This window comes from Spirosoma aerophilum (genome assembly GCF_054782495.1).
Window position 1 is genome coordinate 1 of record NZ_BAAGSJ010000037.1, and the last position, 25,278, is coordinate 25,278.

General features: G+C 37.8%; 28 protein-coding genes and 1 pseudogene. 17 read left to right on the forward strand and 12 right to left on the reverse strand.

Annotated features, from left to right (window positions below; translation table 11 throughout):
• Positions 1-129: 129 nt before the first annotated feature.
• Entirely contained in the window at positions 130-1,923 is a 1,794-nt protein-coding gene (locus ACYVK4_RS29715; RefSeq protein WP_461131226.1) for an AAA family ATPase, read from the reverse strand.
• A gap of 441 nt (positions 1,924-2,364) precedes the next feature.
• Between ACYVK4_RS29715 and ACYVK4_RS29720 the strand changes: the two genes are divergently transcribed.
• Positions 2,365-3,522, forward strand: a complete 1,158-nt coding sequence (locus ACYVK4_RS29720) for a DUF3800 domain-containing protein (RefSeq protein WP_461131227.1) — start codon at positions 2,365-2,367, stop codon at positions 3,520-3,522.
• Positions 3,523-3,892: 370 nt separating this feature from the next.
• On the opposite strand, the gene ACYVK4_RS29725 is transcribed toward ACYVK4_RS29720, so the two are convergent.
• From ACYVK4_RS29725 to ACYVK4_RS29740, 4 genes are all read right to left on the reverse strand, one after another.
• Complete coding sequence (locus ACYVK4_RS29725; RefSeq protein WP_461131228.1) at positions 3,893-4,762, reverse strand: pYEATS domain-containing protein; 870 nt, start codon at positions 4,760-4,762, stop codon at positions 3,893-3,895.
• 123 nt (positions 4,763-4,885) lie between these two features.
• On the reverse strand, positions 4,886-5,623 hold the full coding sequence (locus ACYVK4_RS29730) for a hypothetical protein (protein ID WP_461131229.1): 738 nt from the start codon (positions 5,621-5,623) through the stop codon (positions 4,886-4,888).
• A gap of 8 nt (positions 5,624-5,631) precedes the next feature.
• Entirely contained in the window at positions 5,632-6,501 is an 870-nt protein-coding gene (locus tag ACYVK4_RS29735; protein WP_461131230.1) for a hypothetical protein, read from the reverse strand.
• Positions 6,491-7,045, reverse strand: coding sequence for a hypothetical protein (locus ACYVK4_RS29740; protein WP_461131231.1), 555 nt, complete (start codon positions 7,043-7,045; stop codon positions 6,491-6,493). The genes ACYVK4_RS29735 and ACYVK4_RS29740 overlap by 11 nt, the downstream gene beginning before the upstream one ends.
• Before the next feature lie 442 nt (positions 7,046-7,487).
• Between ACYVK4_RS29740 and ACYVK4_RS29745 the strand changes: the two genes are divergently transcribed.
• Positions 7,488-7,619 carry a transposase gene (locus tag ACYVK4_RS29745; protein ID WP_461131252.1) on the forward strand — a complete coding sequence of 44 codons (132 nt, stop codon included), beginning with the start codon at positions 7,488-7,490 and terminating at the stop codon, positions 7,617-7,619.
• A gap of 87 nt (positions 7,620-7,706) precedes the next feature.
• Positions 7,707-7,880, forward strand: coding sequence for a hypothetical protein (locus ACYVK4_RS29750; protein ID WP_461131232.1), 174 nt, complete (start codon positions 7,707-7,709; stop codon positions 7,878-7,880).
• A 299-nt stretch (positions 7,881-8,179) separates the two neighbouring features.
• Here the strand turns inward: ACYVK4_RS29750 and ACYVK4_RS29755 are convergent, their stop codons facing one another.
• Positions 8,180-8,788, reverse strand: coding sequence for a hypothetical protein (locus tag ACYVK4_RS29755; RefSeq protein ID WP_461131233.1), 609 nt, complete (start codon positions 8,786-8,788; stop codon positions 8,180-8,182).
• Positions 8,789-9,288: 500 nt separating this feature from the next.
• Here ACYVK4_RS29755 and ACYVK4_RS29760 point away from each other — a divergent pair, with 500 nt between their 5' ends.
• Genes ACYVK4_RS29760 through ACYVK4_RS29775 form a run of 4 tightly spaced genes read left to right on the forward strand, consistent with a single transcriptional unit; the run spans position 9,289 to position 10,841 of the window.
• Positions 9,289-9,525 carry a hypothetical protein gene (locus ACYVK4_RS29760; protein ID WP_461131234.1) on the forward strand — a complete coding sequence of 79 codons (237 nt, stop codon included), beginning with the start codon at positions 9,289-9,291 and terminating at the stop codon, positions 9,523-9,525.
• Positions 9,526-9,531: 6 nt separating this feature from the next.
• Positions 9,532-9,876 carry a hypothetical protein gene (locus tag ACYVK4_RS29765; RefSeq protein WP_461131235.1) on the forward strand — a complete coding sequence of 115 codons (345 nt, stop codon included), beginning with the start codon at positions 9,532-9,534 and terminating at the stop codon, positions 9,874-9,876.
• Positions 9,877-9,898: 22 nt separating this feature from the next.
• Positions 9,899-10,105 carry a hypothetical protein gene (locus ACYVK4_RS29770; protein ID WP_461131236.1) on the forward strand — a complete coding sequence of 69 codons (207 nt, stop codon included), beginning with the start codon at positions 9,899-9,901 and terminating at the stop codon, positions 10,103-10,105.
• Between the two features lie 34 nt (positions 10,106-10,139).
• Positions 10,140-10,841: a recombinase family protein gene (locus ACYVK4_RS29775; protein ID WP_461131237.1), complete on the forward strand. Its 702-nt coding sequence runs from the start codon at positions 10,140-10,142 to the stop codon at positions 10,839-10,841.
• Position 10,842: 1 nt separating this feature from the next.
• Here ACYVK4_RS29775 and ACYVK4_RS29780 read toward each other — a convergent pair whose 3' ends face one another.
• The 3 genes and pseudogenes from ACYVK4_RS29780 to ACYVK4_RS29790 form a co-directional block, all read right to left on the reverse strand.
• A complete protein-coding gene (locus tag ACYVK4_RS29780) occupies positions 10,843-11,034 on the reverse strand; it encodes a hypothetical protein (RefSeq protein WP_461131238.1) in 192 nt (63 codons plus the stop codon).
• A 937-nt stretch (positions 11,035-11,971) separates the two neighbouring features.
• A complete protein-coding gene (locus ACYVK4_RS29785) occupies positions 11,972-12,739 on the reverse strand; it encodes a DUF4760 domain-containing protein (RefSeq protein WP_461131239.1) in 768 nt (255 codons plus the stop codon).
• Between the two features lie 189 nt (positions 12,740-12,928).
• Positions 12,929-13,119 (reverse strand): annotated as a pseudogene (locus ACYVK4_RS29790) (cold-shock protein).
• A 211-nt stretch (positions 13,120-13,330) separates the two neighbouring features.
• Here ACYVK4_RS29790 and ACYVK4_RS29795 point away from each other — a divergent pair.
• Positions 13,331-13,981: a nucleotide-binding protein gene (locus ACYVK4_RS29795; protein ID WP_093833065.1), complete on the forward strand. Its 651-nt coding sequence runs from the start codon at positions 13,331-13,333 to the stop codon at positions 13,979-13,981.
• Between the two features lie 2 nt (positions 13,982-13,983).
• A complete protein-coding gene (locus tag ACYVK4_RS29800) occupies positions 13,984-14,319 on the forward strand; it encodes a hypothetical protein (RefSeq protein WP_461131240.1) in 336 nt (111 codons plus the stop codon).
• A gap of 319 nt (positions 14,320-14,638) precedes the next feature.
• Here the strand turns inward: ACYVK4_RS29800 and ACYVK4_RS29805 are convergent, their stop codons facing one another.
• Positions 14,639-15,751, reverse strand: a complete 1,113-nt coding sequence (locus tag ACYVK4_RS29805; protein ID WP_461131241.1) for a replication initiation protein — start codon at positions 15,749-15,751, stop codon at positions 14,639-14,641.
• Between the two features lie 521 nt (positions 15,752-16,272).
• Here ACYVK4_RS29805 and ACYVK4_RS29810 point away from each other — a divergent pair.
• The 8 genes from ACYVK4_RS29810 (at position 16,273) to ACYVK4_RS29845 (ending at position 21,986) form a co-directional block, all read left to right on the forward strand.
• The gene (locus ACYVK4_RS29810; protein WP_461131242.1) at positions 16,273-16,560 is read left to right on the forward strand and encodes a hypothetical protein; all 288 of its coding nucleotides are present in this window, start codon (positions 16,273-16,275) and stop codon (positions 16,558-16,560) included.
• A gap of 249 nt (positions 16,561-16,809) precedes the next feature.
• The gene (locus tag ACYVK4_RS29815; RefSeq protein WP_461131243.1) at positions 16,810-17,160 is read left to right on the forward strand and encodes a hypothetical protein; all 351 of its coding nucleotides are present in this window, start codon (positions 16,810-16,812) and stop codon (positions 17,158-17,160) included.
• Positions 17,161-17,334: 174 nt separating this feature from the next.
• Positions 17,335-17,670, forward strand: coding sequence for a hypothetical protein (locus ACYVK4_RS29820; RefSeq protein WP_461131244.1), 336 nt, complete (start codon positions 17,335-17,337; stop codon positions 17,668-17,670).
• Positions 17,671-17,918: 248 nt separating this feature from the next.
• Entirely contained in the window at positions 17,919-18,188 is a 270-nt protein-coding gene (locus ACYVK4_RS29825) for a hypothetical protein (protein WP_461131245.1), read from the forward strand.
• Positions 18,189-18,359: 171 nt separating this feature from the next.
• The gene (locus tag ACYVK4_RS29830; RefSeq protein WP_461131246.1) at positions 18,360-18,713 is read left to right on the forward strand and encodes a BfmA/BtgA family mobilization protein; all 354 of its coding nucleotides are present in this window, start codon (positions 18,360-18,362) and stop codon (positions 18,711-18,713) included.
• Positions 18,714-19,592 carry a DUF5712 family protein gene (locus ACYVK4_RS29835; RefSeq protein ID WP_461131247.1) on the forward strand — a complete coding sequence of 293 codons (879 nt, stop codon included), beginning with the start codon at positions 18,714-18,716 and terminating at the stop codon, positions 19,590-19,592.
• Positions 19,593-19,614: 22 nt separating this feature from the next.
• A complete protein-coding gene (locus tag ACYVK4_RS29840) occupies positions 19,615-21,318 on the forward strand; it encodes a type IV secretory system conjugative DNA transfer family protein (protein WP_461131248.1) in 1,704 nt (567 codons plus the stop codon).
• 11 nt (positions 21,319-21,329) lie between these two features.
• Positions 21,330-21,986: a hypothetical protein gene (locus ACYVK4_RS29845; protein WP_461131249.1), complete on the forward strand. Its 657-nt coding sequence runs from the start codon at positions 21,330-21,332 to the stop codon at positions 21,984-21,986.
• A 512-nt stretch (positions 21,987-22,498) separates the two neighbouring features.
• On the opposite strand, the gene ACYVK4_RS29850 is transcribed toward ACYVK4_RS29845, so the two are convergent.
• Entirely contained in the window at positions 22,499-23,353 is an 855-nt protein-coding gene (locus ACYVK4_RS29850; RefSeq protein ID WP_461131250.1) for a hypothetical protein, read from the reverse strand.
• 119 nt (positions 23,354-23,472) lie between these two features.
• On the reverse strand, positions 23,473-24,069 hold the full coding sequence (locus ACYVK4_RS29855) for a hypothetical protein (protein WP_461131251.1): 597 nt from the start codon (positions 24,067-24,069) through the stop codon (positions 23,473-23,475).
• Between the last annotated feature and the right edge of the window lie 1,209 nt (positions 24,070-25,278).

A 25,278-nucleotide genomic window follows, 5' to 3' on the forward strand; every position in this document is an offset into this window, starting at 1 on the left:
AAAAAAAACAGTGGCATTAACTTTGCTAAGTGGGTTAGTATCCGCGTATTGATGTATACCTACCTGGTGAAATTAATGCTATTGTCTTTTTCTATATTACTCTATTAACGTGTAGTAGAACAAGTTAGCTCAAGCATTTTGTAAAGTCTGAAATAATTGTACTATATCCCAAGGAATGAATGTGGGTAATTCACCAATTACCCTTTTTATGATCTCCATCTTAAGGCTTGGATTGCGAAATTTGTTAAGTTGATGATAGGATACCTTCAGAAGATCTTCTAAATCATGGCCTCTATATTTGAGATACCAACTAGGTATTTGTAGTTCGAGACCCCCATGATAAAGGCAAACGGAAATAGAGCTGCTGTCAATGACTGGATTAGCTTTTGCTATAAAGTCAGCAAAGAATATATTTACAATACGCTGTAAACGTTCTGCTGGGAAAGAGGGTAAATGGAAATACTGCTCATCTTCGTCTAACCCAAATATTTCTTTACTCAAAATATCTTCACGCAGTAGGAAAGCAATAAATATAATAGGGTCAAAGATGTAGTTTTCGATACTATATCTAACGTTAGAACCTAAAACAAATATTTTTTGGTTACCTATATTCTTTCCATCCCAATCGATTATCCCATAAACTGTTTTATTGCCGTTGCGAACTAACTGATTAACAATATCACGAACCTGACTGCTATTACCAGTATTGGATTTTAACGCTCCGGATGACATAAAGTATAGTGATCTGTCACTAGGTATACTTTTTTTTAATTTACCATATAGTTTGGTATAAAACTCTACATCCGTATCACTTTCGGTGTAAACCTGTCTCCTATTATCAGTATATATACTGAAAGAAGGAATACCATCTGTTAGCAATCTTAAGACTTGCTCTTGTGTCTGTTTTATCATTCTGGGAGACTCTCTCTGCATAATAAATAAAGATTCTTCAGGAGCTAAGGCGACGGTAGAGGGTGAATGAGTTGTCATTATAACATTAACTCCTTTCTCTTTAACAAATACTTCATTCAACACTCGTAACAATTGTTTAGCCATTGATGGGTGCAGGTGAGCGTCGAGCTCATCCAGAAGTAATACGTCAGGAAAGGCCAGATCAAATCTCGAATTGTAAAGGGCCAACGCTAGAGACATTAGTACTTTTTCTCCTGATGATAAGTCACTAAAGGGTACTTCTGCACCATTAGTTTTGTTTATCAATAAAAATTGAAACGGTAGATCTCTATCATTAACAATTGGATTATTGACTCTATAATCTATTTCGGCTTCCGAAAAAATTTTGTTGACTAAGTCCCAAGGTGCTTCTCCATGCCTTTCTATAAATTCTTGGTCGCTGATATAATTTTTCTTCACTCCTCTTACCTCATTCAAGTATTTGAAGTACATATTATCTTCTAGACGATCAAGATACCGTTTGAACACGTTTGAGAAATTCTGTTGAAACATGTCTGCTGGATTACCAAGTGCAACTGGGTAATGCTCTTTTATATCTTCAACTTTTAGCTTTAGAATGGGAATTCCAGAGCTTTTGATTATTTCTTTTAGAATAAAAGCTTGAATTAAATTATTTGAGAATAGATGATTGAGATCGACATCTGGCTGCTGCTGTAATGTTGTCGCGTGACTCTGGATCAATTGAAATAGATTAGTAAATTCATATTGCATACTTTCACGGCTTGCTACATACTGCTCGCTAGGCATCAAATGTTGCGTCAATACTAATCTCTTTCTTTTAAGCTCAATTCCTGAATCAGAGAATATTTTTGCTTGATTATTCTCTAATGAGGTTAATAAGTGACTTTTGCCACCCCCATTAATACCAGATAAAACGACCAGATTCGGTATTTCCAGTGAGAAAGGTTGTAGCAAGGACTTAAAAGGGCGTTCTAATGTAAGTAAAGGCATAATCAACAATGTGGGATAAAATGTAGATTGGTGTTAATGGCATGCAACCATAAAGAAGTGGTTGGGCTCTCTGTTAATGAGCTAAACCAGCATGTAGTAGTAAAAACTTAAGGATGAGTTTAGGAGTGGCTTTCTAAGAAATAGAAAAAGTACAAATGTTGTAACGACATACTGGAGGCCATCTGCAAGTGAGCTAATAGTAGCGAGGTTATCCAATAGGAAAGAGATGGGAAAATTTATTGTAATGTAGAACTTTGAATCTATAACCGTGAATTACAGCTTTCTTAGTGTTACACAGAATAATGTATTTGCTATTTCTTTGTTACTATACAAACGTTCGTTTACTTATTAACAGAGGCTGAGCGAGCGGATATGGTTAGAAAGGAGATAAAAGGTATCAGCGACAATCAGTAACTTGCTGGCTAGCTTACTAGTTGTCCAATGAATGACCATATTGCCTTTCTGGATGAGTGGGGAAACAATGGCCTTGACTTTACCAAGCCCGGTGTTTCCACCCATTTCATCGTCACCGCCATCACCCTACGCAAAGAACAGCTTAGTGAAGCTGAAACTCAATTAGAGCAGGTGCGTAAACGCTTTTTTCAAACTGGCCCGATCAAATCAGCCAAAGTAGGCAGCGATGATAAGCGCCGGATCTTGATCTTAAAACAACTGCTCACCGTTCCCTTTCAACTATTTGCCCTTGTCGTTGATAAACGAGAGCTGCGCGGGGAGGGCTTTTACTACAAAGGGTCCTTCTACAAGTTTCTGCATGGGCTAGCTGACCGAGAACTTTACCGCAGCTTTCCCAATCTGGAATTAGTGGCGGATAGACACGGTGACGAAAGTTTTATGCAGGGATTCACCCAGTACATCTATAACCGACATGTGCCCACCCTGTTTAACCAAGCTAGTTTTCGCTTTGTGAACAGCCAAGCCAGTCTTCTCATCCAGGCGGCCGATTTTGTAGCGGGCACCCTATCCCTGTGTTATGATGAAACTGTGCTATCATCCGAACGAGCGAGCTTCGTACAATTGTTGAAACCTAAGTTACTTACCCTAAAATACTGGCCAGACGTATTTGCCCCCGTGGTAGCCCAGAGCTTGCCCGATCAAGCCGATTACAATGCTGGTTTAGCTGAACTATGTGTAGGCCTAGGCCAAGACTTTTTGCATCGTAAACTAGCCAGTCGTTCCCCTCAAGAAGTTGACCAAGTTACGTGCTTAAATTATTTGCTATTTCATTTCCGCCATGTTGACCCTACTCGGTACATTTCAAGCCGGGAACTAATAGCGCACATTGAGGAACGGCGCGGCAGTTTGCCCAGCCTGCACTACTTTCAAACGCGGGTGATTGCGCCGCTCCGGGATGCGGGTGTCATCATTGCCAGCAGCACCAAAGGCTACAAAATCCCATCCTGTGAGGGAGACCTCTACGATTTTGTCAATCATAGTAATACCATTATACAACCGTTGTTATCTCGGATCAGTAAATGCCGGGATCGAATCCGTTTAGCCACCGAAGGAACGATTGACCTTTTAGATAGAGAAGAGTATGCAAACCTAAAGCATTTGTTAGCTGATCCATCGCTGACCTGATGTAATGGTAATGGGTAAGGGTTACAAACTAGGAACGACCGTTGCTGGTTTGTAACCCTTGTACATAGGCATACATACGGTTGTAGGTAGTTGTAAAAGAAACGAAAGCAAAATGCTCTGAAGGGCATTTTATAAGCGTACCATAAGAAGAGGGATATGTGAGATTAGTCTTGTTACTTTTCTAGACAAATGTTACTTAGCTCTTTGTCCAGTAAAAAGTAGCAAGTCTACAAGGCCAAATTTGACAGATCAAGACAGAAAATCTTTAAAATTAAATACCAAAATTATTTCATTCTAGTAATAATTATAAAGAGTTAAAATTTAGACCAGTTTTAACTTAACTAGTACTATAATTCTATTCTAGTTTAATTTACAGATGAAATACTTTTTTTATTTTTAGTGTTGATCCATCTGTAAAAAATATTTTTGCTTTTATTGGGAAATCGCCCCAAACAAGTATTGTGTGGCTAAAATCAATATTGTTTATGCCTTTTTTTACTGTTTTGTATGCGTAAAACCAAGGAATTGGATTCTTGTCCATTGTATGATGAAGATAGTAGCGAACTTTCTTAATAGAAGAAAAAATTTCTTCTTGCGAAAGAAATTTTTCTTGCGATTTAATGGACATAATTACTCTAAACTTTAAATCATTTCTGTTGACAGGTGGAGTAATCTTAGTAACTGTTAAAAATAAGTCAGCGAGAGAGTCTTTCTTTACAAATTTAGCTATCCCTTTACTAGGTAATTTAATAGCTACAAGAGCACTTGGACTTGCATCGTTCCAGCCTTGTTCAATCTCCTTTTCTCTGACTGAAAATGCCGGGTGTTGTGCATCTTCAATGAACTCTTTGAACGGAGCCTTAACTACAGAAATATCTGAACATTCTTTTAACTTTCTCGTGACAAACCCTGAATAATAATCGGCATCTAATTCATGCCTACTAGTTATAACTGAGTCTATCAGATGCCTACCAAAAATATGCCCTAGTTCATGCGCAAGTATAGCTGTATTTGAACAAAACTCATTTGCAGTACTTATATCTTTAGGGTTAACTAAAATGACCTCTCTATTAAGGCTATCTAAGCCTACACGTGCAAAGCTAATATCAGTCGTTTCAAGTATATATGATCTATCCCGTCTAAAACCCACACTAAGCAAAAGTTTTTTTATGATTTTCGTAGTATTTTCACTTGCTTGTTGTGTTTTAAATACTTCCGTTTTAGGATTATCGTCTTTCATGCCGATACTGCCTTTTAGCCTTATTTGCCCGAGCGAAATACAGTTGAAAATTATTATGAGACATAAAATTTTAATAATAAAATATGTGAATCTGATCATCGCTGTTCAGTTTAAAATGTCTAATTAGTGATAGCCTCGCAGAGTAAATACAAAATATATACTTTCATCATCTGATGCTATTTTGAAACTATTTATAGCTACATCATTAAAAATACTTTCATCTCTAATTTTTTTCATTTCTGACAAATGAATGACTTTTTGAAATGATTTTGAATTTAGAGGTAAAGCAAAATTAGGCTTTACAGGTTCCAAATTATACTTGCCTTGTAGATTTTTAATTAATATGTTAAATTTTAAATTAACTTGTCTTAATGGTAACCCTATTATACTTCCATCCATTGACAAAAGTAGTTCAGAATTTAAATTTATTAATTCTTTGAATCCATCAGGGTTCCAAGTAAGTCTTGGAACTAAATTGACTAAACTCGCTTTCCATCTTTCCCTGTCGGCTATAACTGTTCCTTTAATAGTAATAATTAAATTATTAATATCTAAAGATTTAAAATTTATTTCATCTACTAGTAATTTATGATTACTATACCTGAAATTGAAATATTCGGTAACTAAATATTTTTTAACATTAAGTCCATTATCTACTAATTTGACGTTTTGAACAATATTTTTTATCTTATCTTTGTTCATGTATAAATATATTGAATCAGATGATGTGGAATCATTAGCAATTGAAATTTTCATTTTATTGAAGAATTCTTCATCGATTTCGTATTCGAATGTCTGTGAAAAGCTATAAATATTAGCTGTAAGAAAAAGCATTATTGATGCAGATAGTTTAATACTCATACATTTTGCTATTTGCATTTTAGGACTTTCATAGTTGATAATACTAAAGTATAATCACTTTTCTCTTTTTGCGTTAATCCATTGTTTTTATCATTTACATTAATTTGAATAGCTCTAATCATATTTTGATAGTTTAGCTCTTTCCTTATGATTTTTGTTAGTATGTCTATTCCTATAATCTTAAATACTTTATAGGTATTTATAGAACTAGGATTATTAAGTAGCTTGCTTGTGATTTCTAGGCCAAGGCGATAAGCTTCATCAAATGTACTAACGCCAGAGTTACTGAGGCCTCGCCAGAGTGATGCGAAACGTAAAAGCTTTGAAGTGTCGTTATCAATACCATATAAACTGTAGTCATACTCATAACCACTATTTATTAGCATAGCAATTATGATATTTAGGTTAATGTTTTCATTTTTGTAGAACAGACATATCTGTCTAAAAATTTCAGATTCAGAGTTATCTACCATGAAGCTGTTAACGTATCTCCTCGATAGATAGTGACCTGCTAAAAAATCAGCGTGAAGTTCTCGCTTACCTATATATTTTATATCAAATAGCTCTGGGTTTTTTTCACATTGCTTGAGGTGTGCATACTCATGGGCTAATATACCTTCCGCTAATAACATAGTATCAGACCCAATGTATCTGGCAACAAATTCTTTTAAAAATTGGGGAGAGTAAAATATTGTTTTCTGATTACAACTTGAAAAAAAAGCACCACTATTTTCATATTTTATATTTGTAATTTGAAACGAAGAATCTAAATAGTTTTTTTGCTTTGGAGATATTAATTTGAAATTATCCGTCTGTGAATATGCTACATAGCATATTAAGTGCAGGGATAGAACTAAAAAAATATGTTTAATTGACATCGTCCCATGATTTATACTTTAATTTATCTATGTTGCTCTTACAAACCTCTATTCTTTCTTCTGCAAATGCTTTTAAAATACCTCCTATTATTGTTCCCGCAAGCCCTACTCCTGCTCCTGCCCCAACAGTGCTCAATGATTTATTGCTATTTTTTATAAAATTATCTGCTAAATCACTTGATTGTTTTAGTTTAAACTCCTGAGGTAATATTACACTTTTATAACCCAATGCAATACATTTTCCTTTATCTACTATTTTTTTTGGGAGTGTATCCAAAACACTTTGATAAGTTTTATTGAAACTATTCTTGACTACCTCATATTCAGTTTTTAAGGAATCCTTTTTGGACTGAGCTAGTTCACTTTTCTTGACTAGTTTTACTTGTGAATAAACTCTATCTTTTGCCCTTTCCAAGTCATCTACCAATTTTTGGGCATTTTCCTGATAAGTTTTGTATTTGCCAGTTATTTTATACCATACCTGGCAAGAGGATAAATTCATTGTTGTGATTATCAATCCTATAAATAGAAAAGTGGATTTCATAGCTTTAAAGTGTTAGTTTTAGTACGGGTGCCTTTAATCGATTTTTATGGTTAGCGGTATCGGCATTAGCTTTAAGTGTAAAATTAATGTCGATGCTAGTAGCGTACGCTAGAAGTGGCAAATACCGATAGGATTTTAATAATGTCAATGGGAAATTTCCCGTATCTTTTTTCCATTTTCAGGTTACTTTAATTTTTAAGATAAGGAAAGTATAACATCCAGCTATTTGTGAGCAGTAGGCATGTCATTGTACTTTTTTAGAGCATGCTGGGAAATTTTAAAAAGCTGGTAGTTAAGTCAACTTTTTAGCGACCAAGCAATAAAAGCATGACCTCCCAGTGGCAAGCACTAACTGACTACCAGTGGGCAACAATTTCGCCTTTTTTCGATGGCTCCGGCCACCCGGCTAAAACGCAAGTTTAAGCACGATTTACGCCAGATTATGGACGCTATCTTGTGGCTACTTCGTACCGCTTGTCAATGGCGCAACCTACCGCCTTGCTGGCCGCACTGGCAAGTGGTCTGCTACTACTTTGACCAGTGGAAAAAAGCCGACCTTTTTAAAATTAGTTGATACCCAGGGTCGGTTATGGGTAGCTGATGTGGATGCTGCCAACCGAGTTGATGGGACCTTGGCGGTGCCGTTAGTAGTGGACATCTTGTGGCGGGTTGGCTAGCGGCTGGAAAAAGTTTTGGAGACCAAGCCTACAATGGTGTTATCGCGGCTGAATTAGCCCGGTTGAGTATCGACTGCGCAAAAGCATCCCGTCCTGAATCAGCGCGTGGTTTTGTGCCCGTCGCCAAGCGTTGGGTTGTTGAGCGGAGCATTGCCTGAACCAATTTCTTTTGTCGGGTGACTAAAGATTACGAGCACAAAGTATTTTCTTCGGTGGCTTGGCTCTATTTAGCCAACAGTCAACTTGTGTTGCAATGGATCGGGGCTACAACCAAACATGCTTTCCCAGTAGGCTCTTAAGAATAGCATGAATGCGATCAGCTACATCTAGCATCTTAGTGACTAAACGTCGGGTCTGATCAAGCGTCCGGGCGGCAACAAGGTCGAAAGTGTCCATTTGAGGTGAAACCCAGAGGCTGGTATCTAGGTGTACAATATCAATTTTTATAAAATAGTTATTAGTTAATTTTTGATAATTCATTAATGACTATTTTAGCACTGTCAGCGACAAACTTAGCCTCTTTAGATGTTGGCTGTATTCCAGCTCCCCACTGGGATGAATAAGTTGCAAATCCAATTTTCGAAATGTTATTATGCAAGACAGAATCTATTATAGAGGTCTTGTATAATCTATCCGCCATTGTTTTGTACGATTCATCGTCATCTACCTTTATATTTAATTTATTTACACAAAGCCTTCTCATATGAGAACGTATAAGTATTCTATATCTAAAAAACTCGCCCCAAATGTATCCTCCTACGGTAGGATTAAGTGATTGGGCCAAAGTGTCCGGTGAAATAGAAGATAAGTTTTTGTTAACTTTTATAAATTCTTCAGCTTTCTCAACAGGATTTGTCGGTATACTATCGACAAATGATTTTTTAAATGCAAAAAGGCAAATTCCTACAAGCTGTACAATTAGAACTGTAAATAATTTACTCTGCTGATTAGGGTTTATAAACCTAGCTTTTCCAATTAGGGATAAACAGGTTATTATGAGTACAAAAACAAATGCAACAACAAGTGCACTTGCTAGTATTAAAATTAGTATTTCTTGCGGATTCATCTTTATACATGTTTAAACTTAAGCCGTAAGTATTAGGGATCTAGAGTTATTCATCATTAATATAAAAGAAGAAAAAGCTTCATTTAAAACCCCTTTGTAAAAAATATGAGTTTCCATTCGTGTGATTTCTTTTTTAATTCTAAATCAAGGAGTACTATGGTTATATAGTATAATCTTACAAGAACCAGCGCCAAAAACAGTCATTGAAATAGAATAGTAATCTCTGAGGGATTATGCACTAACAGTTAAAAATATAAAGATTATTACTAATTATTAGATGATGTGATTTAAAGGTATGCTTTGTTACAAATCATAAATGGTCGTTTCAAATTCGGAACTAGCCATCGCTAGTACGTCCAAATGATTTCAATGCTCACTACTTAGCTATGAACACGCCTTATTCTCTCCTTTACAAGGCTTCAACGGACGTTCAAGCCTTGTAAAGGAGAGAATAAGATGTATTTTGCCTATATTTTAGAGGTCCAAAGAGAATGGTTTCTATGGCAGAAATGAATACGAATCAAAACGCCCATCCTGCTGATGAGTCGACAGCGGTAGTATCACTGTCGAACTTGGCAAGAGTCCTGGCTAGTGGGCATATACAATTACTAGAGGAATCTGGCGAGGCTATGAAAAAGCAGCAAGCTAATTTAGCCCGTTTGCTGGCGCTTTGGGACCGGCTTGACCAATTACAAGTTGAGCTTGAACGACTCAAGAGCCAAGCAGAAGAAACGTAAATGATCATGGAGCCTGACTTAAATAAGGAACTGATTAAGCATCTAGCCTATGAGTGGGCAATGGTCAAATTACCAGGTCCTCGTCTTCTGTACGTTGATTGTATGCGGATTGTTGGTCGCCTATTGGCGGTTACCGAAAGTAAAGAGCGGACCGAGTACCTATTTATGGGGATTCTCCATCAAGCGATTCAATTAGAAAAAACGTATTTCTGGGTGGAGCGGGAGGTACGATTTGAAACGCTGGCACATGCCACGAATAGGACAGACTTAATGCTGCTTCATTTAAGGCATAGTGAACCCCTGGATGATGCCGCTTTAGATGCTTACAATGAACGGGTAAATCGGTTTTAGTCCAGCCCTTAACCAGAGGCGTATGATTGATTATCGGGTGGAGGTATGGGACTGGACAAGAAAAGGCTGGATACCAATCAAAGATTTTATCGAAGACAGGGCAAAGAAAAATTCAATTGGCTTGGATGCTGATGAAGGGCTCACGTTGATGCAGGCACATGTCCGGGTGATTCAACTGGCCAAGAAGTATCCTTATCTAAGGTTTAGAGCGAATAGAATGCCCGTGTAAGTCGATTCCAAAAGTAAAACTCCTTATTCACGCTATGGCAAAGAAAACAACTTCCTCCACACTCGCCACTACCGGCCCAACCAAGTACGTAGCTTATTATCGTGTATCGACCAGGGCACAAGGGGAGTCTGGCTTAGGGCTGGAGGCACAAAGGGCAGCGGTAGCGGGATACGTGAAAGGGGTTATAATTGCTGAGTTCACGGAGGTAGAAAGCGGCAAGAATAACCAACGGGTACAACTGGCAGCGGCTATAGATCGGGCAAAAAAGGAAAGTGCAGTGCTGGTTATTGCCAAGCTCGACCGCTTGAGCCGTAACGCTTCGTTTATCTTCACGCTGAGGGATTCGGGCGTTAACTTTCAATGTGTGGATATGCCCGATGCCAACACGTTAACCATTGGCATCTTTGCAACACTAGCCCAACACGAACGAGAATTAATCAGCTCTCGGACTAAGTCCGCTCTCCAGGCTAAACGAGCTCAGGGAGTATTACTCGGTAAGCCTGAAAATCTAACGCCCGAGGGGCAACGAAAAGGGGGAGAAACCACCCGGCGCAAGGCTCTAGCGAATGAGAATAACCGCCGGGCCGCTTCGATGATTGTCCTAATGCGTCAGGCAGGTCAGAATCTAAGCCAAATTGCGGCTGCGTTGAACCGAGCCGGTTTCCGAACGTCGAGAGGTGGCTCATTTCAGGCCACTCAAGTAATGCGATTAGTTAAACAGGACAACCAACATTAACCTATTTAGGCCACTTCTCCAAACCAGCGGCAATACGCAAAGCGCGTTGCACATCTTCCCAATAATAGCCGCTGTCATAACCCGTTGACAAGCGATCACAGATCGTCAGAAAATCATTAGCCGCATCAAACCGCCGTGTTTCAGGAGCTGGTTGGCCGGGTTGAGCGAGGGGTTGATCCGATATGCCTTCCATGGCCGTAAAGTTAAGCGTAACAGGACATGAAAAAGCCTCATTAGTCTAAAAACTAATGAGGCTGAAGAAGCATAACAGATACAAAACGCAGATCTGCTAGTTTTATTGTGCACCCTGAGATAAGAAGGATTTATTTAGCACTTTCTTCCGGTGATTTATCGAATGGCTGCCAGGTGGCATTATTTCAACGGACGTTTGTAAAACGCCATAAAAGTGTATTCCACGGATTTTTAATAACCAAATAAAGGGGTTCTTCTTCCAATGGGGCAATTTTACACGCTAAGCAACGAAAAATATAGTCACAACTTAATGACTGCTGTAAATCAAATAGTTATCAAAAAGGGTGTCGAAAATTTGCCTAAAAAATCTGCGTTTCTAATCAATCAGAAGGGGTAGTTTACTTTATCGAAAAGGAACTCCTAATTGATAGAAATAGCCTAAAATGTTGACAATCAGTTTTTACCTAGATATGTAGTTGCTTACCGTATAAATCCGCCTGTTAGGAAGAAATACCCCATATTGGGCTTAATCGGCCTTGAAATAACTGGTTTCGACAAATACTGTCAGGACGTTGGCGCAGGCATCCTGTTCCCGTTGCTTCTACTCGCAATTGTTGGCAAACGTGCTCACGAATACAAGAGCGGCCGGTACTGAACTTTTCAGTACCGGCCGCTCCCACATAAAATATGTGGCTATACCGATAATCAGATTAAAAACTGTGCTATCTATCGAGAGATAGACAACCATCTGATTTATGATTACTATTGAAAGCAGAATCACAAATCAAGATTTTTAGTAGTTAAGTGCCTGTTTTATAGAGCATTAACTATCAATTCCACCCAAATTTTGTAATTTCATAACACTCTTTTGTTTTGGTTTGATAACACTATAACAAATATTATACCTTTTCCGTCTTCCTGCAAGTCAATTAATGACTTTACGGATGCCATCTCCTGACCACAATAAGGAAGTTTTCAAAAGCTTTTGGCGTGCTGTTGTGAGGAGTAGTTCTTCTCATATCTATCAAGGGCTGAAAAGCTTGTTGATATACTAGAAATGAGTCAGTAAAATACTCTTTAAGCATTTCTTCATCAGCCCCTTCATTCAAAACACAAACTGATATTTTTTCGAAGTAATTTAGAATAGGAATTACATTTTTTCTTATTGGAAATTTATCTTCTGACGTCGCCGATGTCGTTTTGATATCATTTTTTCTAATCAATTCAAGCTCTTCTTCTTCTGCTTGCTCTAGCGCAATTTTAATTTTGCCTAAATCTAAACTGTTTAGAGCATTAGCATTAGCAATTCTGAAATTTCTTACTACAAACGATTTTTGCATGAATTCTTTATACCATTCTGTAATAATATCCTGGGATGCCTTTTTTTTATAAAAATCTAACATCTCTTGATGGTGCCTCTCTCTTTGATACATTGAAGAAAGTTGTTGCTCATACGACATAACTAAACGCACGTAAGCAAACCAAATTCCTGCAATTCCAATAACAGCACCAACAGCAGCAAAGGTTTTTTGTAAATCTTGACTTGAGTTATTAAAAGTTACCCATCCTGCTACGGCTGCAACAATAATGATTAACCAGATTGGCCAGTTATTAAAAACGACTGACAAATTGATTCTTACAGGTTTTGTAATAGCGGGACTTTTTTCTATTTCTGGAACAGGGTAATTTTGAGTAGGAGTACTCATGCTTATTAAACAGTTATTAGTGTGGTAGCATTCTGTAGAATCTGACCGCTATTATACACAAAAAAATTTATAGCCGTTTACAGAATTATCTTTCGGTCAATTTAGAGCAAGATGAGCAATCTGATGATTTTACCTTCAGTAGCTGAGACAGTAAAACACAAAGACATGCTTATCGGCTAGCCCTTCTGTCTAAGCAATTTCGACATTGACCGCATTTAAGCCTTTCTTGCCCTGTTCGACAGTATATTTTACTTTGTCATTCTCCCGGATTTGATCGGCCAATCCCGAAGCGTGGACAAAAATATCTTCTCCTCCATCATCGGGCTTAATGAAACCAAATCCTTAGAGTCATTAAAAAATTTTATTGTTCCTGTTAGCATTATTGGTTAGAAATTAGTCCAAAGGTAAGGACGGAACAAGAAGTTAGACTTCCAAAGTAGAGCCGTATCCTATCCTGATATTACTTGTGATATTGGACTTGATATCAGGCCTAATATTTACTACTAAAATAAACTTTCTTTTTAAGTCTAATATTTATTTTTATCTTTCGACTAATACGAATGTGAATTTCCATTAACCATATAATAATCAATGGTTTATACAACGGGTGGTATTAAAGGAGGAAGCGGCAAGAGTACTGTTGCAACTAACCTTGTTGTTCTATTAGCTAGTAAGGGTAGAGATGTTTTGTTAGTTGATGCTGATGATCAAGAAACAAGTACAGATTTTACTGCTTTGCGTGAAGAGCGTACAGATAACAAGGCAGGCTACACAGCTATTCAACTTGCAGGTACATCGGTACTTAAGCAGATACCTAAACTAGCAGAACGTTATCAAGATATAGTCATCGACACAGGCGGTAGAGATACTGATAGCCAACGGGCCGCTTTGACCATATCAGATGTATATCTTGTGCCTTTTAAGCCTCGAAGTTTTGATGTTTGGACAATTGAAAAAGTACAGAGCTTAGTTGAACAAGCGCAAGTCATTAACCCCCGGCTCAAAGCATTTGTATTTCTCAATATGGCTGATCCAAGAGGGGAGGAAAATTTTGAAGCGGCAGAACTTCTACAACAATCCGAATCCTTAGAATTTATTAACGTGAGTCTGGGACATCGTAAAGCTTTCGCTAACGCAGCAGCTAATGGCTTAGGTGTTTTAGAATTAAAAGGTGACGAAAAAGCAGCCATTGAGTTTAAGGCACTGTATAACTATATTGAAGAATTACTAAACAAGAAATAAACATGCCAGTAGCACCTAAGCCCAAAAGCCGCAAAAAGGAGACTGGGTTTGATAATGAGAAGGCGTTAGATTTTATTCGTCAAGGTGGAAGCCAGTCCCAGGGAGACGAGACCGTGGAACAACAGCCTCAATCAGCAAATCTTGGAAAAGGCCGACACACTACGAAAACGGATCCGAATGATCATGTTTCAATATCGATTAAATTACTTGTTAGTGAACGGAACCAGATCAATGACAATAGGGCTAAACTATCAGGAAGGGACAAAAAATCCTTAGAAGGATGGATAATTGAAGCAATTACTGAAAAATTAGAGCGTGAAAATAAACGTAAAAATTAGGGCTAATATCAAGTTTGATATTAGCCCTAATTTTTACGTTTAAAACGTAGGCAACTACGGTTCTGTTCAGAATTAGTCTGGAACAAACAGTCATTCTATGAGTTGCCTTTACGTAACCTATAATGAGTTTTATACTACCTTCAGAACCAAATAGGTTCCGTCCCAAACCTCCTTTTTCTATGCAATAAACCTTGCTTAATTGAGTAGATTTTTTGTTCCTAAGTATTCTCCGGCAGCTTTAAATGAAGACTTTTAAAGAAATAAGCCAGAATAAATAGTGGCATATATATCCGTTCTAAATCTCCTTTTTCTCTCATTTCTATTGTTCAGAAGTAGTGTACTGACGCTCTAGAGAGGTCTGAATTTCCTGCTTCAGAAGTTCTTGAGCAGCCTTACCTACCTTGACAAATACAGCATTACAGTACTTTAAGCGGTCATTAATTCGGTCATCTGAGTTCTCTTTCAATTGCCAGCTATAAAGTAGCTTGTTTGCGGCTTCAGTACCGATGTCTTCTAGGTAAGTGGCAATATTCTTATCCGTTACTTTCCAAGCACGTAAATTGTCAATTACCCGCGAAACAATGTGGTTTTTGAGCCAGAATTCAGGGATTTTACCATCTAGTTTTCGTTGAATTGTGAATTTAAAGCCCGTAATTTTTTTTCGTCCACCAGATTTTCGTTCAGTTTCATAGACAGGCTCATATGTAAAGGCCAAATTAGTGCTGGCCAATTCGTCTATAGCCTCACTCATTGTGTACTTAATAAGATCTTTGGTCAGTGGATACTTCATTTTGGGTGAACCATCTTTATTCTTTTTGATGCGTCCCGACTTATCCTTGATCTCCCAGCAGTCCATCAACTGTCGATACTGCTCAATTGTAGGGGACCATACCCCTGTATCCCGGAAGGCTGATAGAATTTCAAAGAATCTCATTGAATACCAGCTTCTTAGGCTCATATAATTACTAATTTGATATTTAGTATAATGAGCAATTTTAACAAAATACGGCTCCAATTGCGGATTAAGTAAAACCGTAATAACTCCGTTTTGATAACCGACTGCCTGTTCCTTAGTTGAATCCAGCAAATGTCTTACGTACCATGCCTTACGATCCAAGCTTTCAAATTCCCAAGTGACATGGATCAACTCCATTAAGGCTGCTTTGATGTGTTTATATGCTGTATCTTGGGCCACATTAGCATCCGTTATTATATCACCGATTCGAAATTGATAGTAAGGGCGCAAAGAATAATCATCATCCCTTATTTGATCAATAACTCTCGCCATAATACGTTTGGCGGCCACGCTCATCTTACCCTGTCGAGCAAAGGTCACATTCCAATGCTGCTTGATAAGTTCACTATGCTGAGGCTCGTAAGTAAGCTCAAGGGGGAGTACTAACTGAGTGTTCCGTTTATCGTGTCCAGTCATTGTATGAATGAGTAAAGCGGCAGCAATATAATAAAAGGAGTTAAATAAGTCAAACTCCTCAAACTCCGTCCTAAATCTCCTTTTTTCTAGTCTTTTTCCGTCCTAAACCTCCTTTTTTCTAGGCTAAATTCCGTCCTAAACCTCCTTTTATTAGCAACAACTCAGTATATATATTAACTATAATAGTAAAATTTCCTACTATAATAGTTTTGCCTCGCGCGTTGCTAAAAAAAATGTGGATAAGGTTGAAAAGACTAAAAAATTCCGAACCAAAGCAAGCGAAAAAACAAAAAACAAAAAGGACCGCGCGTTTGCTAAAAAAGCGGAAGAGGCTCGCAACTATATTTTTAGTTTATACACATTACTAAAATTATTGGTTATAAAAAGTTTTCAAGCAATCGCACAGTTTTATACCTTCAATATTATATCTTAGTAAAGTGATCGGGTTTAGTCGCTAAAGCTCATAGATTAAACTAGGTCCATTAGCCAATTTGAAATTCTAACAGATTAGTACGGTATATATGTTGAGAACAAGAGTAGTTGTTGAACTGCAAGACGAACTTAAGCTTTTTGACTCAACCGATGCAGATGCTTACACTCAGTTAGGAATTAAGCTTAATGAAGAGTTTAAGCATTATTGGGTTCACGTAGGATCAATTCTTACATTTAAAGAAATGGGAGATACTTTCACTAGTGGACATGAGGTAGTTCATATTGAAACTGTTACTTATCCTAAGATGCAAGATGAATACAGCGAAGGCGCGTTTAACCTAATGATTGTGTATTACGTTAAGCGATTAACCTACTAGTACTTACTCATACATTACAAGTGTAAGACAAGCTCGCTAGGCCACGAACGAGAGCTAGGTGCAGTTGTAGTCTGTTTGCTTAGAAAATAGGCTTAGAAGACAATTGTGCGCTTCTAAGCAGAAGTGAGCATATAAGGGTACGACCCGCCTGAGATAGGACAAGCCGAACAGCTCAATGCGTTTATTGTTTGGACTATTGGAATGAAACTGAATTGGAATCTTTGCTAACATGGCACCAAGTGATACATTATGAATCTATTGTTTAGCGGTCAATGTCCTAAGAAGAATGTGCTCGATATTGGGGGAGCTGCAGAATTTACTACAAAACTGAAATTATACCGTGAACACAGTATTGAGCTGCCAGATTTAGAATTTTGCTTTTATTCAATAAAAGTCTTAATTGAAGACGGTTGGAAATTAGATAAGGTTAAAATACTCGATGAAAATCAAAGACTTTTGATAGACTTATCAAGAGATGTGCTTGAAGGAGAGCCTATTTTGCAACATATAGCAACAATTAAGCGAGGACTAGATAATAGCCCATATATTGGAAAATTAGAATTACTCAGCATTATTGTTAAACGAATCATTTGGGGTTAATTGGTGAGTTTGCCCCATACTTTCAGGATATTTTCTAAACATATTCCACACCTGATGTATATACAAATTTCTCGTATCAAGACTAAAATATTAAATTTTCTTTTGCTGTTGTTTCTTTTACATCCGGTGTGGGTCTTTAGTCAAGTGTCTGTAATAAGACATACTGATAGTGTAATGACAACAAAACATAAAATTATAAGACGTTTTTATGCTAATAAAAATGGGTTTAGTATAATTGAAGAAAATCAATCCAACAAGAATGATATAATTGAGATTACATTTATAAATGGACAGCTATCTGACATAGATAGTAACTCATTGAATTATCAGCTTGTTCGTAACAACAACTTTTGGATTAATCTAACTTCTACTTTTGACAATGCATTTACGTATAATACCACTAGAAAGAAGAACGGAGTAATATTAAAGTACAAAGAAGGAGAAATTAGAAAATGTCATGTTGAACTACCTATTACGAAAGCAAAACAGTTTCTTAAAGAAATTTGGTGACTAAATTATTTAATTATTATCTGATTATTTACTTACATTTAGACTTACTTAAACTTTTTTCAACCATGAAGAAGAGATTTGAATTAAGGAAAGTAACAGTTGCAACTCGTATGACAACATTAAAACCGCTGTCTCCAAACCAGTTAAAAAAATGTACGGGGCACTCAAATAGTATCGTAGTAACAGAAATTTAATGAAAATTATATCAGCCTATGTTCGCATAGGCTGATATAAATATCTGTACAAACATGATGACAAATAATATCGATTTTGGCGAAATCAGACGATCAGTAAATAATATTGCTGGTACACTGGCAGTAATGGGACGTAGAGAAGATGCTGATGCTTTGGCGATACTAATACAAATTATAGGGTACAGGGCCGGAGATCATTTTACAGAGTTTGACGAAGCAGCAGACAACTACCTTGATAATCTCAAAAGAATGGATAACTATCTAAAACAGGGAAAAGCAAGCCTTTCCCTACCTTCACCTACGGTTTCGGCGGAAAGTGATTAGCTTTCGGGCTAATTAGCAAGAGGAAAGGGGTCTTCGACGCCCTTCTCTCTTGCCCTGCGGGAATAAATTGCTGATATTCAGTAGTTTATTAATATTAACAATCATTATTAAGTAATGATTGTTAAGTCAACCAACTGATAATCAAGACTAAAAACAATTGTAATAGCAATTATGGCCACTTATAAAACGATCAGTGTAAGTGAAGAGACATTCAGGGATTTTGAACGTATGGCCGATAGCTACGGGCTAACTAATAAGGGGTTGGTAGAAGCTATGTTGACATACTTTAAGGTTACCAAAGCCGACCCAAGAAGCCCCCAGGCGGATAACCCTACCGACGCAATTAAAGCACTCGATAAGCGATTAATTAGCTTCATAAAAGAACAGGAGAAGAAAATATTAATTCCAATTAAAGAAGCTGTGTTTGATATGGCCAGTTCAGAAGGTGTGCCCAGACGTTCTGATTTAAGAATAGTAAATACCAATGTTAAAAGAATAATAACAGGATTAAAACTAGATGAGTAAATGCAAACAAAATTCACTAGTCCAGTCAAGTCGAATAACAAAGGGAGTTGCTCAAAGTTGGTCAACTATTTAGAAAAGGAAAATGATAAAACTTTATCAGCAGATAAAGAATACTTTTTCTCTGCTGATCGGAATAACTGTAATAAGTGGGAAGTCATACAACAGATAGATAATAATGCTAAGGGGCAAAAAATAGAAAAAGAACAAGATCGGTTTTATTCTATTGTTATAGCTCCCAGTCAAGAAGAGCTTGCACACATTGGTAACGATTCTGAAAAATTAAAAGAATATACTAGAAACGTAATGGAGAATTATGCTTCTGGTTTCTGTAATAGTAAAGGAGAAAATAGGGGAAAAGAAAGCAAAGATTTGGTTTGGTATGCCAAAATAGAAAACGAGCGTAAATACAATTCGTTGGACGAAGATGTTAAAGCAGGAATTGTAAAATCAGGTGAATTAAAAGAGGGAGATCAACGGCATATTCATATTATAATTTCCCGTTGTGAAGCACGAGAGAACAGGCATGTATTAGATGCAGAGCAGGGAAAAAAGCAGGAACAAACTATGCATTTATGCCCTACTGTCAACAATCAAAAGATGTTTGACCGCGACCAATTTTTTAGGGCTAACGAACAAACCTTTGATAAGCAATTCAACTATGAGCGCGATTTGAAAGAGTCTTACGATTACTGCAACGCCAAAAAGAACGGTAAACAGCAGGATTATGAAGACGCGATGGGACACAGGCGAGAGCGGAACAACGATAAGCGAGAAAGCTACGAACAAGCTATGCAGCATAAACAAGACAAGAATACTGACTTAAGGGGTGAGCAAGAAAGACAACAGGGGAGAAGTAGTGAGAATGGGTATAGTATGTGAAACCATCTAAAATTTAAACGTTATGAAAGGGTCATTTTGGGGTTATGTTATTGGCTATGTTGGTTTGCCTTTACTAGTGATTTGGGGAACGCATAAACTAGTTATGTGGGCCTTACTGAGCATTCATGTTCCCTTATGGTGGGCAGATAAAGCAGCTATTTTAGCCGCCCTGGGAGCAATCGTTTTCATGGTTGTACTGCGCTTTAAAGGTAAGAAAGGCCCCGCCATTGGTCAAGTATCACAGACAACAAAAACAGGGAAGAAGGTTGAGGACTATGTTTATAGACTCGTCACGACCAAAGGATATCTGTTTCTAACCAACCCATTCGCCGGTATACTCGTGATCGGTGGAGCTGGAGCCGGTAAGAGCTTCAGTGTAATTGAACCGATCATTGTCCAAACTATTGAACAAGGTCATGCCGGACTTCTTTATGACTTTAAATTCCCGACACTAGCTAAAATAGCTCAGGGAGCTATGAAGCGTTTTCCATCGGATACAAAATCGTATATCGTCAACTTCGATGATCTAACGCGTAGCCACCGGGTCAACCCCATTAAGCCAGAAACCCTACACACGGCTAGCAACGCTAGAGCCGCAGCCCAAACCATCATTAAAAACTTGTTTCCTCCGGGAAAAGGGGGGGACAATTTCTTCGTTAAAAATGCCACAACTTATCTGACTGGCATAATTTGGTTTCTGAAAAAGGAACACCCTGAGCTGTGCACCTTACCCCATGCAATGGCAATGGCTAATGAACCTGTTTCTAAGGTTGTAGCCCTTCTAAGAGAAAATAGAGAGGTTGCCGGCACGATTGCTAGTATACGTACCGCAGTTGACGAAAAGGCAGGGGGGCAGATTGCCGCAGTAGTAGCGACCTTACAAGATGCCCTGAGCATTTTAAACACGCCAGAAATCGCTTGGGTGTTGTCAGGAGATGACTTTGACCTAAATCTAAACAACCCTAAAAGCCCCAAATTTGTCACTATAGGCAACAATCCAAGATTAGCCGGTACCTATAGCCCTGTCATTGCTTTAATCGCTACAATGGCACTTGGCGAGATGAACCAACAGGGTAAAATACCATCAGCAGTTATTCTAGACGAAGCCCCTACGCTATACATTCCTGATTTTGCTACTATCCCTGCCACCGCTCGGAGCAACAAGGTGGCCACCGTATTTGGCGCGCAGGATTTTAGCCAGATTGTGAGCATGTACGGTCAAGATGAAAAAGACACAATTATAGCTAATATGGCTAACAAGTTCTATGGTCGCGTAAACCATCAACAGACCGCACAATACATCTGTACAATGTGGGGTAAGGAACAGGTCTTACAGCGTAGTGAGTCCACTAGCGACGCCTCAGAACAGAGTATGAAGACTTACCAAAAGTCCCATCAAGTGAGTATCACCGATCGGGACAGAGTTACGATTCAGCAGGTGTTAGAATTACAGACAGGAGAATTTTTCGGCCAACTCGTGGAATCCGATGTGAGTTACTTTCGAGCTAAGATGAAGCCAGATCAAGCGGATCCCGTCGATTTAAAAGCAATTAGCCAGGTTGATAAGAATGACATAGACTCAAATTTCGACCGTATTCAAATTGATATTGAGAATCTATTCAAGCCACTGAAACCGATAGCTATAGAGCCAAAAGAAGAGGTATTACCACCAGCACCAGAGCCGGCAAAAAACACTAAGAAGCATAATTTGGAGGATGAATTTTAACTGACACTGACATGAAAAGCTTCGTAATAATATGTCTGGTAAATTTGACTTTAGCTTTCAAAGTACAAGGCCAAGATAACTATTATTCTAGACCTACACCCAAGCGAATCACTGCTTATGTAGGTCTTAACTTTCAAGCTCTTTCCCCATTTAGCAAGTATGCAATCTCAAATGTGAGGGGAGAGGGGCAGAACCTACAGTTAGGAGCAATTTACAACATACCAATTTCGGGTAAACTCTCTCTCAGTCCTGAACTCGCTATAAGACAGAATGGCGCAGATTTAACGTATAGAACGCCCATTCTAGACACTTATGAGTATCATGTAAAAGGCTTTTCTACTCAAATTTTCCTACCTGTGAAACGTACTTTTCAGGTCAGTAAAATTAGTAGTATTGGGATAGCCGGAGGGTTATTCCTTGAATTGCCTGTAAATGTGCGAGTAACAGAGGATTTGATACAATGGGACCCTAACAATTGGATGTATCGACTACCTGTAACAAATTCAGTAATTCACGGAATAGCCAAAGGTTGGCAGATCGTAGCAGAGTATAACATCACTTCTTTTCAAATGCGCCTATACTTGGCAGATCGTGGAGTTATAGGACAGGACATTATACACGTACCGTCCACACGAATAACCGGCTTTACTTTTGGAGTTAGTTTCTAATTCTTCCCTGTTATATTTTGATTCTTCTACTGGAGGAATCTGTATGTACAGGCGGGTCAGATTTTCCAATTTACAACTGGAAAATCTGACCCGCTTGCTTTATCAGGCGATTAAGTAAAACCAAACAATTTTTTGAGAGCCTACCCCATAAACGGGCGAAAGTTGCCAGGAGCGGGGCCAGATCGGGCGCGAATCTAGGGAGTCGGTCTTTAGTGCAAAACGGGGCCAAAATGAAAATAGAGAGTTAGAAAACTCAGTACTCGACGCAGCTAAGCTTACTTTGATAGTTTAACATGGTTTATTTCCTTCAAAATGGGTCAAAATAGGCTATATTTTGCCAACTAACCAGCCAGTAAAGTAAACGACCGTTTTCTTTACTCCGACTCAAATCAGCACTCTATAGGGCTATCTTCATTTTTGCCCCGTTTTGCAGTGTAGACCTACAAGACTTATGTTAAGAAAACATTCCAAGAATTTACTCCGAACAAGACTTTTGTCGATACAGCTATACACTAGCGAACAGGAAAACGCTGCTTGAAAGTAACCCTAAAATCATTATTACTAAGCCTAGGGTTTACAATTTTACCATTATTACGTACATCACCGAGAAAAAAGCAGGGCGCCCGAAACTCGATGGTTTTCTCAACAAATCCATTTGCAGTTGTTATATTGTAATTATAGCTAACCGGAAGTGAATAAACCTTTTCAATACTAAAATCGGCTTGTGAAATAGTATAATTCACTACTTGAGACCCAGAAATAGTAGCTTGGATTCCATAAAAAGTGAAATTCTGCTCGAATGTAAAATTCCCCTTAAAAATAGCAGGGTGTTCTTTAGTCTCACTAGACCCAAAACCTGATTGAAATTCTACTGTTACTAAATTGCTTTGTTGAGAGACAGAAAGAGGTCTGAAATGTTCATTAGCACAAGATGACATACTATGGAAATCATAGAACTCATACCGGCCTGAAAGGTTGACAGCTTCCTGCTGTATCGTATTTTGGACTTTAGCTTTTGAACTAACTTCATCAACTAGCTCAAGCATTTCTTTATACCTATCACCTTCATTACTTTCGTAACCCTTTATTGTATGGAAATAAATTGAAAGTTCTTGCTTAGCCTCAATATAATTCTGGTCGTTATAATAACTTTTAATCAATAGATATTGAATAACTGGAGTAGTTCTACCTAAATATTCTTTGGCTCTATAAAGGCTCTTTATTGCATCCTGAAATTTGCGACTATCAAAGGCACTCTCTGCATTTAGGTAAGCAGACTTTGCTCGCTCTTCATTAGTTTGTGCTTTGCTATGAATTACTACAAAAAGTAGAAAGAAACAGGTTAGATAGACAAGTGAATCCTTCATTTCAAAGTATAGTCTAACCATTTAATTATGTTAATTATAGCTATAAAAATTGTCGTTAACTTTGGTAGAATGTAAAGTTGTAACAGCTTAAGATTTAATAGTCAATTCTTGAAGCTAGATTAGGGAAAGTTTGGCTTTTGGGTTTGATTTGATATTGTTTGGCTAGGAGCACTTCTATTTTCTCCGATTGATCCTTGAGAGGGTTGATATCTATTGTTTGATGTCGTAGAACTGCCTCGAGAGTTATTATCAGTATTATAACTGTTGTTTGTTACATCCCCCACTTGTGAATTGCCTATATTATTCATCTGCCATCGCTCATTACCTGGTGTACGCGTAATTTCAAGTCGATCATTTACTGCTGGATTTCTGGGATTTGGATCTGTAATGTTTTGATTGTTAGAAGTTTTCGATTCGCCCCAAAAATTTTTAGATGCTTGGGTTGTACCTGGTGCATTCATATTTTTTTCACCCCAAAAATCATTTATAATGTCTTTAGGCTTGTGTTGAACACGTGCAGGTGCTGTATTAAAACTTTCATAGTTGGAAGAGCTTTCATAGTTGGAAGAGCTTTCGTAGTTGGAAGAGCTTTCAGCACGAGTTTTGGTGGGTGAAATCCTTATCGAATTTCCTCTAAGACTACTAGAGCGAGAGGGTTGGCTGTATGCTTGCAATGTGAAAAAGATTAAAACCAGTATTGATAGGGGAGCTTTCATATATTTTATGGTTTTAACTACCTGTTTCAAAGGTAGTTAGTAGAAAATTAACTAACAATACCCCATACGTACTTCTAAGTTCTTCTTATAAAAGGGCTATTTCTTCCAAACGGCAGATTTATACGCTAAACAACTATACTTATAGGTAAAATTTGATTATCAATATATTACCACTGATTCTATCAAATAGGATTTCCTTTTTGATAGGTTGCAATACCCTCTTAGATTGGTTGGAATGGCTGTTTTTATAGCAGGTTTTCATGTTTCCTTTCTGATAAGGTGCTGATCATTAACAAATAGTCGTTTTGAACTATAAAACTCGTTGTTTACCGTATAGTTCCGCCCGCTTAGTCAAGAAACCCTTTTATAGGGCTATTTTCATTTTTGCCCCATCTTGCAGTGTATACCGGAGTCAGACGTTGATTTTACTATAACTGACCAAATATTATTCTTATCAAGGTTTCTCAACCTCTATTGGCGTAAGGCCGTATTCTTCTAAGATGGCCCGCGCATCGTTTGTAATAAATCCGCTTCCGTTGCAAATATCTTTATTGTCACCTGAAAGGAAACGGGCAACACTAAGCATATACTTTACAGGATATACCCTGTTGTTAACAGAGACAGCCCAATCACGTAGTCCCCTCCGCTTAGGTATCCCGTGTTGGTCAATGTAGCCAGCAGCTTTAAAAAAGTGGTCAGTAGTGATTTTGCTCATATAGGTTATCTGTCTATGGATTTGAATGAATATAATTAAGAAATTTTACATTCGCAACCTCTTAAACTGGAAAAGTACAACGTTCGAACCCTTCTGAGAAGGAGTCTAAACGTTGTACTTTTCCAGGATTGTTGTATAAGCAACGTTATGTAATGATATTATTTCGAGCTGTATGTACAACCAAGGCCAACTGTGAAACACAGTATAATGCAACTGCGTTGGTTAAACTAAATTAGGTTATCTACCCCTTGTACACATCTAAATGACACTTTTACAGTGAGTAAGTGAAGAATTGATTGACAGAGTCTGAAAAAAGTAAAAAGACCCTAACAACTCAGTTAACTTATGGTGAATTGGTCAAATACATCATTTCCCTAAATAACAAAAAAAACAGTGGCATTAACTTTGCTAAGTGGGTTAGTATCCGCGTATTGATGTATACCTACCTGGTGAAATTAATGCTATTGTCTTTTTCTATATTACTCTATTAACGT

Coding starts and splice junctions, on each gene's coding strand:
- ACYVK4_RS29715 (WP_461131226.1), bottom strand. CDS start 1,923: ATGCCTTTACTTACATTAGAACGCCCTTTTAAGTCCTTGCTACAACCT.
- ACYVK4_RS29720 (WP_461131227.1), top strand. CDS start 2,365: ATGAATGACCATATTGCCTTTCTGGATGAGTGGGGAAACAATGGCCTT.
- ACYVK4_RS29725 (WP_461131228.1), bottom strand. CDS start 4,762: ATGAAAGACGATAATCCTAAAACGGAAGTATTTAAAACACAACAAGCA.
- ACYVK4_RS29730 (WP_461131229.1), bottom strand. CDS start 5,623: ATGAGTATTAAACTATCTGCATCAATAATGCTTTTTCTTACAGCTAAT.
- ACYVK4_RS29735 (WP_461131230.1), bottom strand. CDS start 6,501: ATGTCAATTAAACATATTTTTTTAGTTCTATCCCTGCACTTAATATGC.
- ACYVK4_RS29740 (WP_461131231.1), bottom strand. CDS start 7,045: ATGAAATCCACTTTTCTATTTATAGGATTGATAATCACAACAATGAAT.
- ACYVK4_RS29745 (WP_461131252.1), top strand. CDS start 7,488: ATGGACGCTATCTTGTGGCTACTTCGTACCGCTTGTCAATGGCGCAAC.
- ACYVK4_RS29755 (WP_461131233.1), bottom strand. CDS start 8,788: ATGAATCCGCAAGAAATACTAATTTTAATACTAGCAAGTGCACTTGTT.
- ACYVK4_RS29760 (WP_461131234.1), top strand. CDS start 9,289: ATGGCAGAAATGAATACGAATCAAAACGCCCATCCTGCTGATGAGTCG.
- ACYVK4_RS29765 (WP_461131235.1), top strand. CDS start 9,532: ATGGAGCCTGACTTAAATAAGGAACTGATTAAGCATCTAGCCTATGAG.
- ACYVK4_RS29770 (WP_461131236.1), top strand. CDS start 9,899: ATGATTGATTATCGGGTGGAGGTATGGGACTGGACAAGAAAAGGCTGG.
- ACYVK4_RS29775 (WP_461131237.1), top strand. CDS start 10,140: ATGGCAAAGAAAACAACTTCCTCCACACTCGCCACTACCGGCCCAACC.
- ACYVK4_RS29780 (WP_461131238.1), bottom strand. CDS start 11,034: ATGGAAGGCATATCGGATCAACCCCTCGCTCAACCCGGCCAACCAGCT.
- ACYVK4_RS29785 (WP_461131239.1), bottom strand. CDS start 12,739: ATGAGTACTCCTACTCAAAATTACCCTGTTCCAGAAATAGAAAAAAGT.
- ACYVK4_RS29795 (WP_093833065.1), top strand. CDS start 13,331: ATGGTTTATACAACGGGTGGTATTAAAGGAGGAAGCGGCAAGAGTACT.
- ACYVK4_RS29800 (WP_461131240.1), top strand. CDS start 13,984: ATGCCAGTAGCACCTAAGCCCAAAAGCCGCAAAAAGGAGACTGGGTTT.
- ACYVK4_RS29805 (WP_461131241.1), bottom strand. CDS start 15,751: ATGACTGGACACGATAAACGGAACACTCAGTTAGTACTCCCCCTTGAG.
- ACYVK4_RS29810 (WP_461131242.1), top strand. CDS start 16,273: ATGTTGAGAACAAGAGTAGTTGTTGAACTGCAAGACGAACTTAAGCTT.
- ACYVK4_RS29815 (WP_461131243.1), top strand. CDS start 16,810: ATGAATCTATTGTTTAGCGGTCAATGTCCTAAGAAGAATGTGCTCGAT.
- ACYVK4_RS29820 (WP_461131244.1), top strand. CDS start 17,335: ATGACAACAAAACATAAAATTATAAGACGTTTTTATGCTAATAAAAAT.
- ACYVK4_RS29825 (WP_461131245.1), top strand. CDS start 17,919: ATGATGACAAATAATATCGATTTTGGCGAAATCAGACGATCAGTAAAT.
- ACYVK4_RS29830 (WP_461131246.1), top strand. CDS start 18,360: ATGGCCACTTATAAAACGATCAGTGTAAGTGAAGAGACATTCAGGGAT.
- ACYVK4_RS29835 (WP_461131247.1), top strand. CDS start 18,714: ATGCAAACAAAATTCACTAGTCCAGTCAAGTCGAATAACAAAGGGAGT.
- ACYVK4_RS29840 (WP_461131248.1), top strand. CDS start 19,615: ATGAAAGGGTCATTTTGGGGTTATGTTATTGGCTATGTTGGTTTGCCT.
- ACYVK4_RS29845 (WP_461131249.1), top strand. CDS start 21,330: ATGAAAAGCTTCGTAATAATATGTCTGGTAAATTTGACTTTAGCTTTC.
- ACYVK4_RS29850 (WP_461131250.1), bottom strand. CDS start 23,353: ATGAAGGATTCACTTGTCTATCTAACCTGTTTCTTTCTACTTTTTGTA.
- ACYVK4_RS29855 (WP_461131251.1), bottom strand. CDS start 24,069: ATGAAAGCTCCCCTATCAATACTGGTTTTAATCTTTTTCACATTGCAA.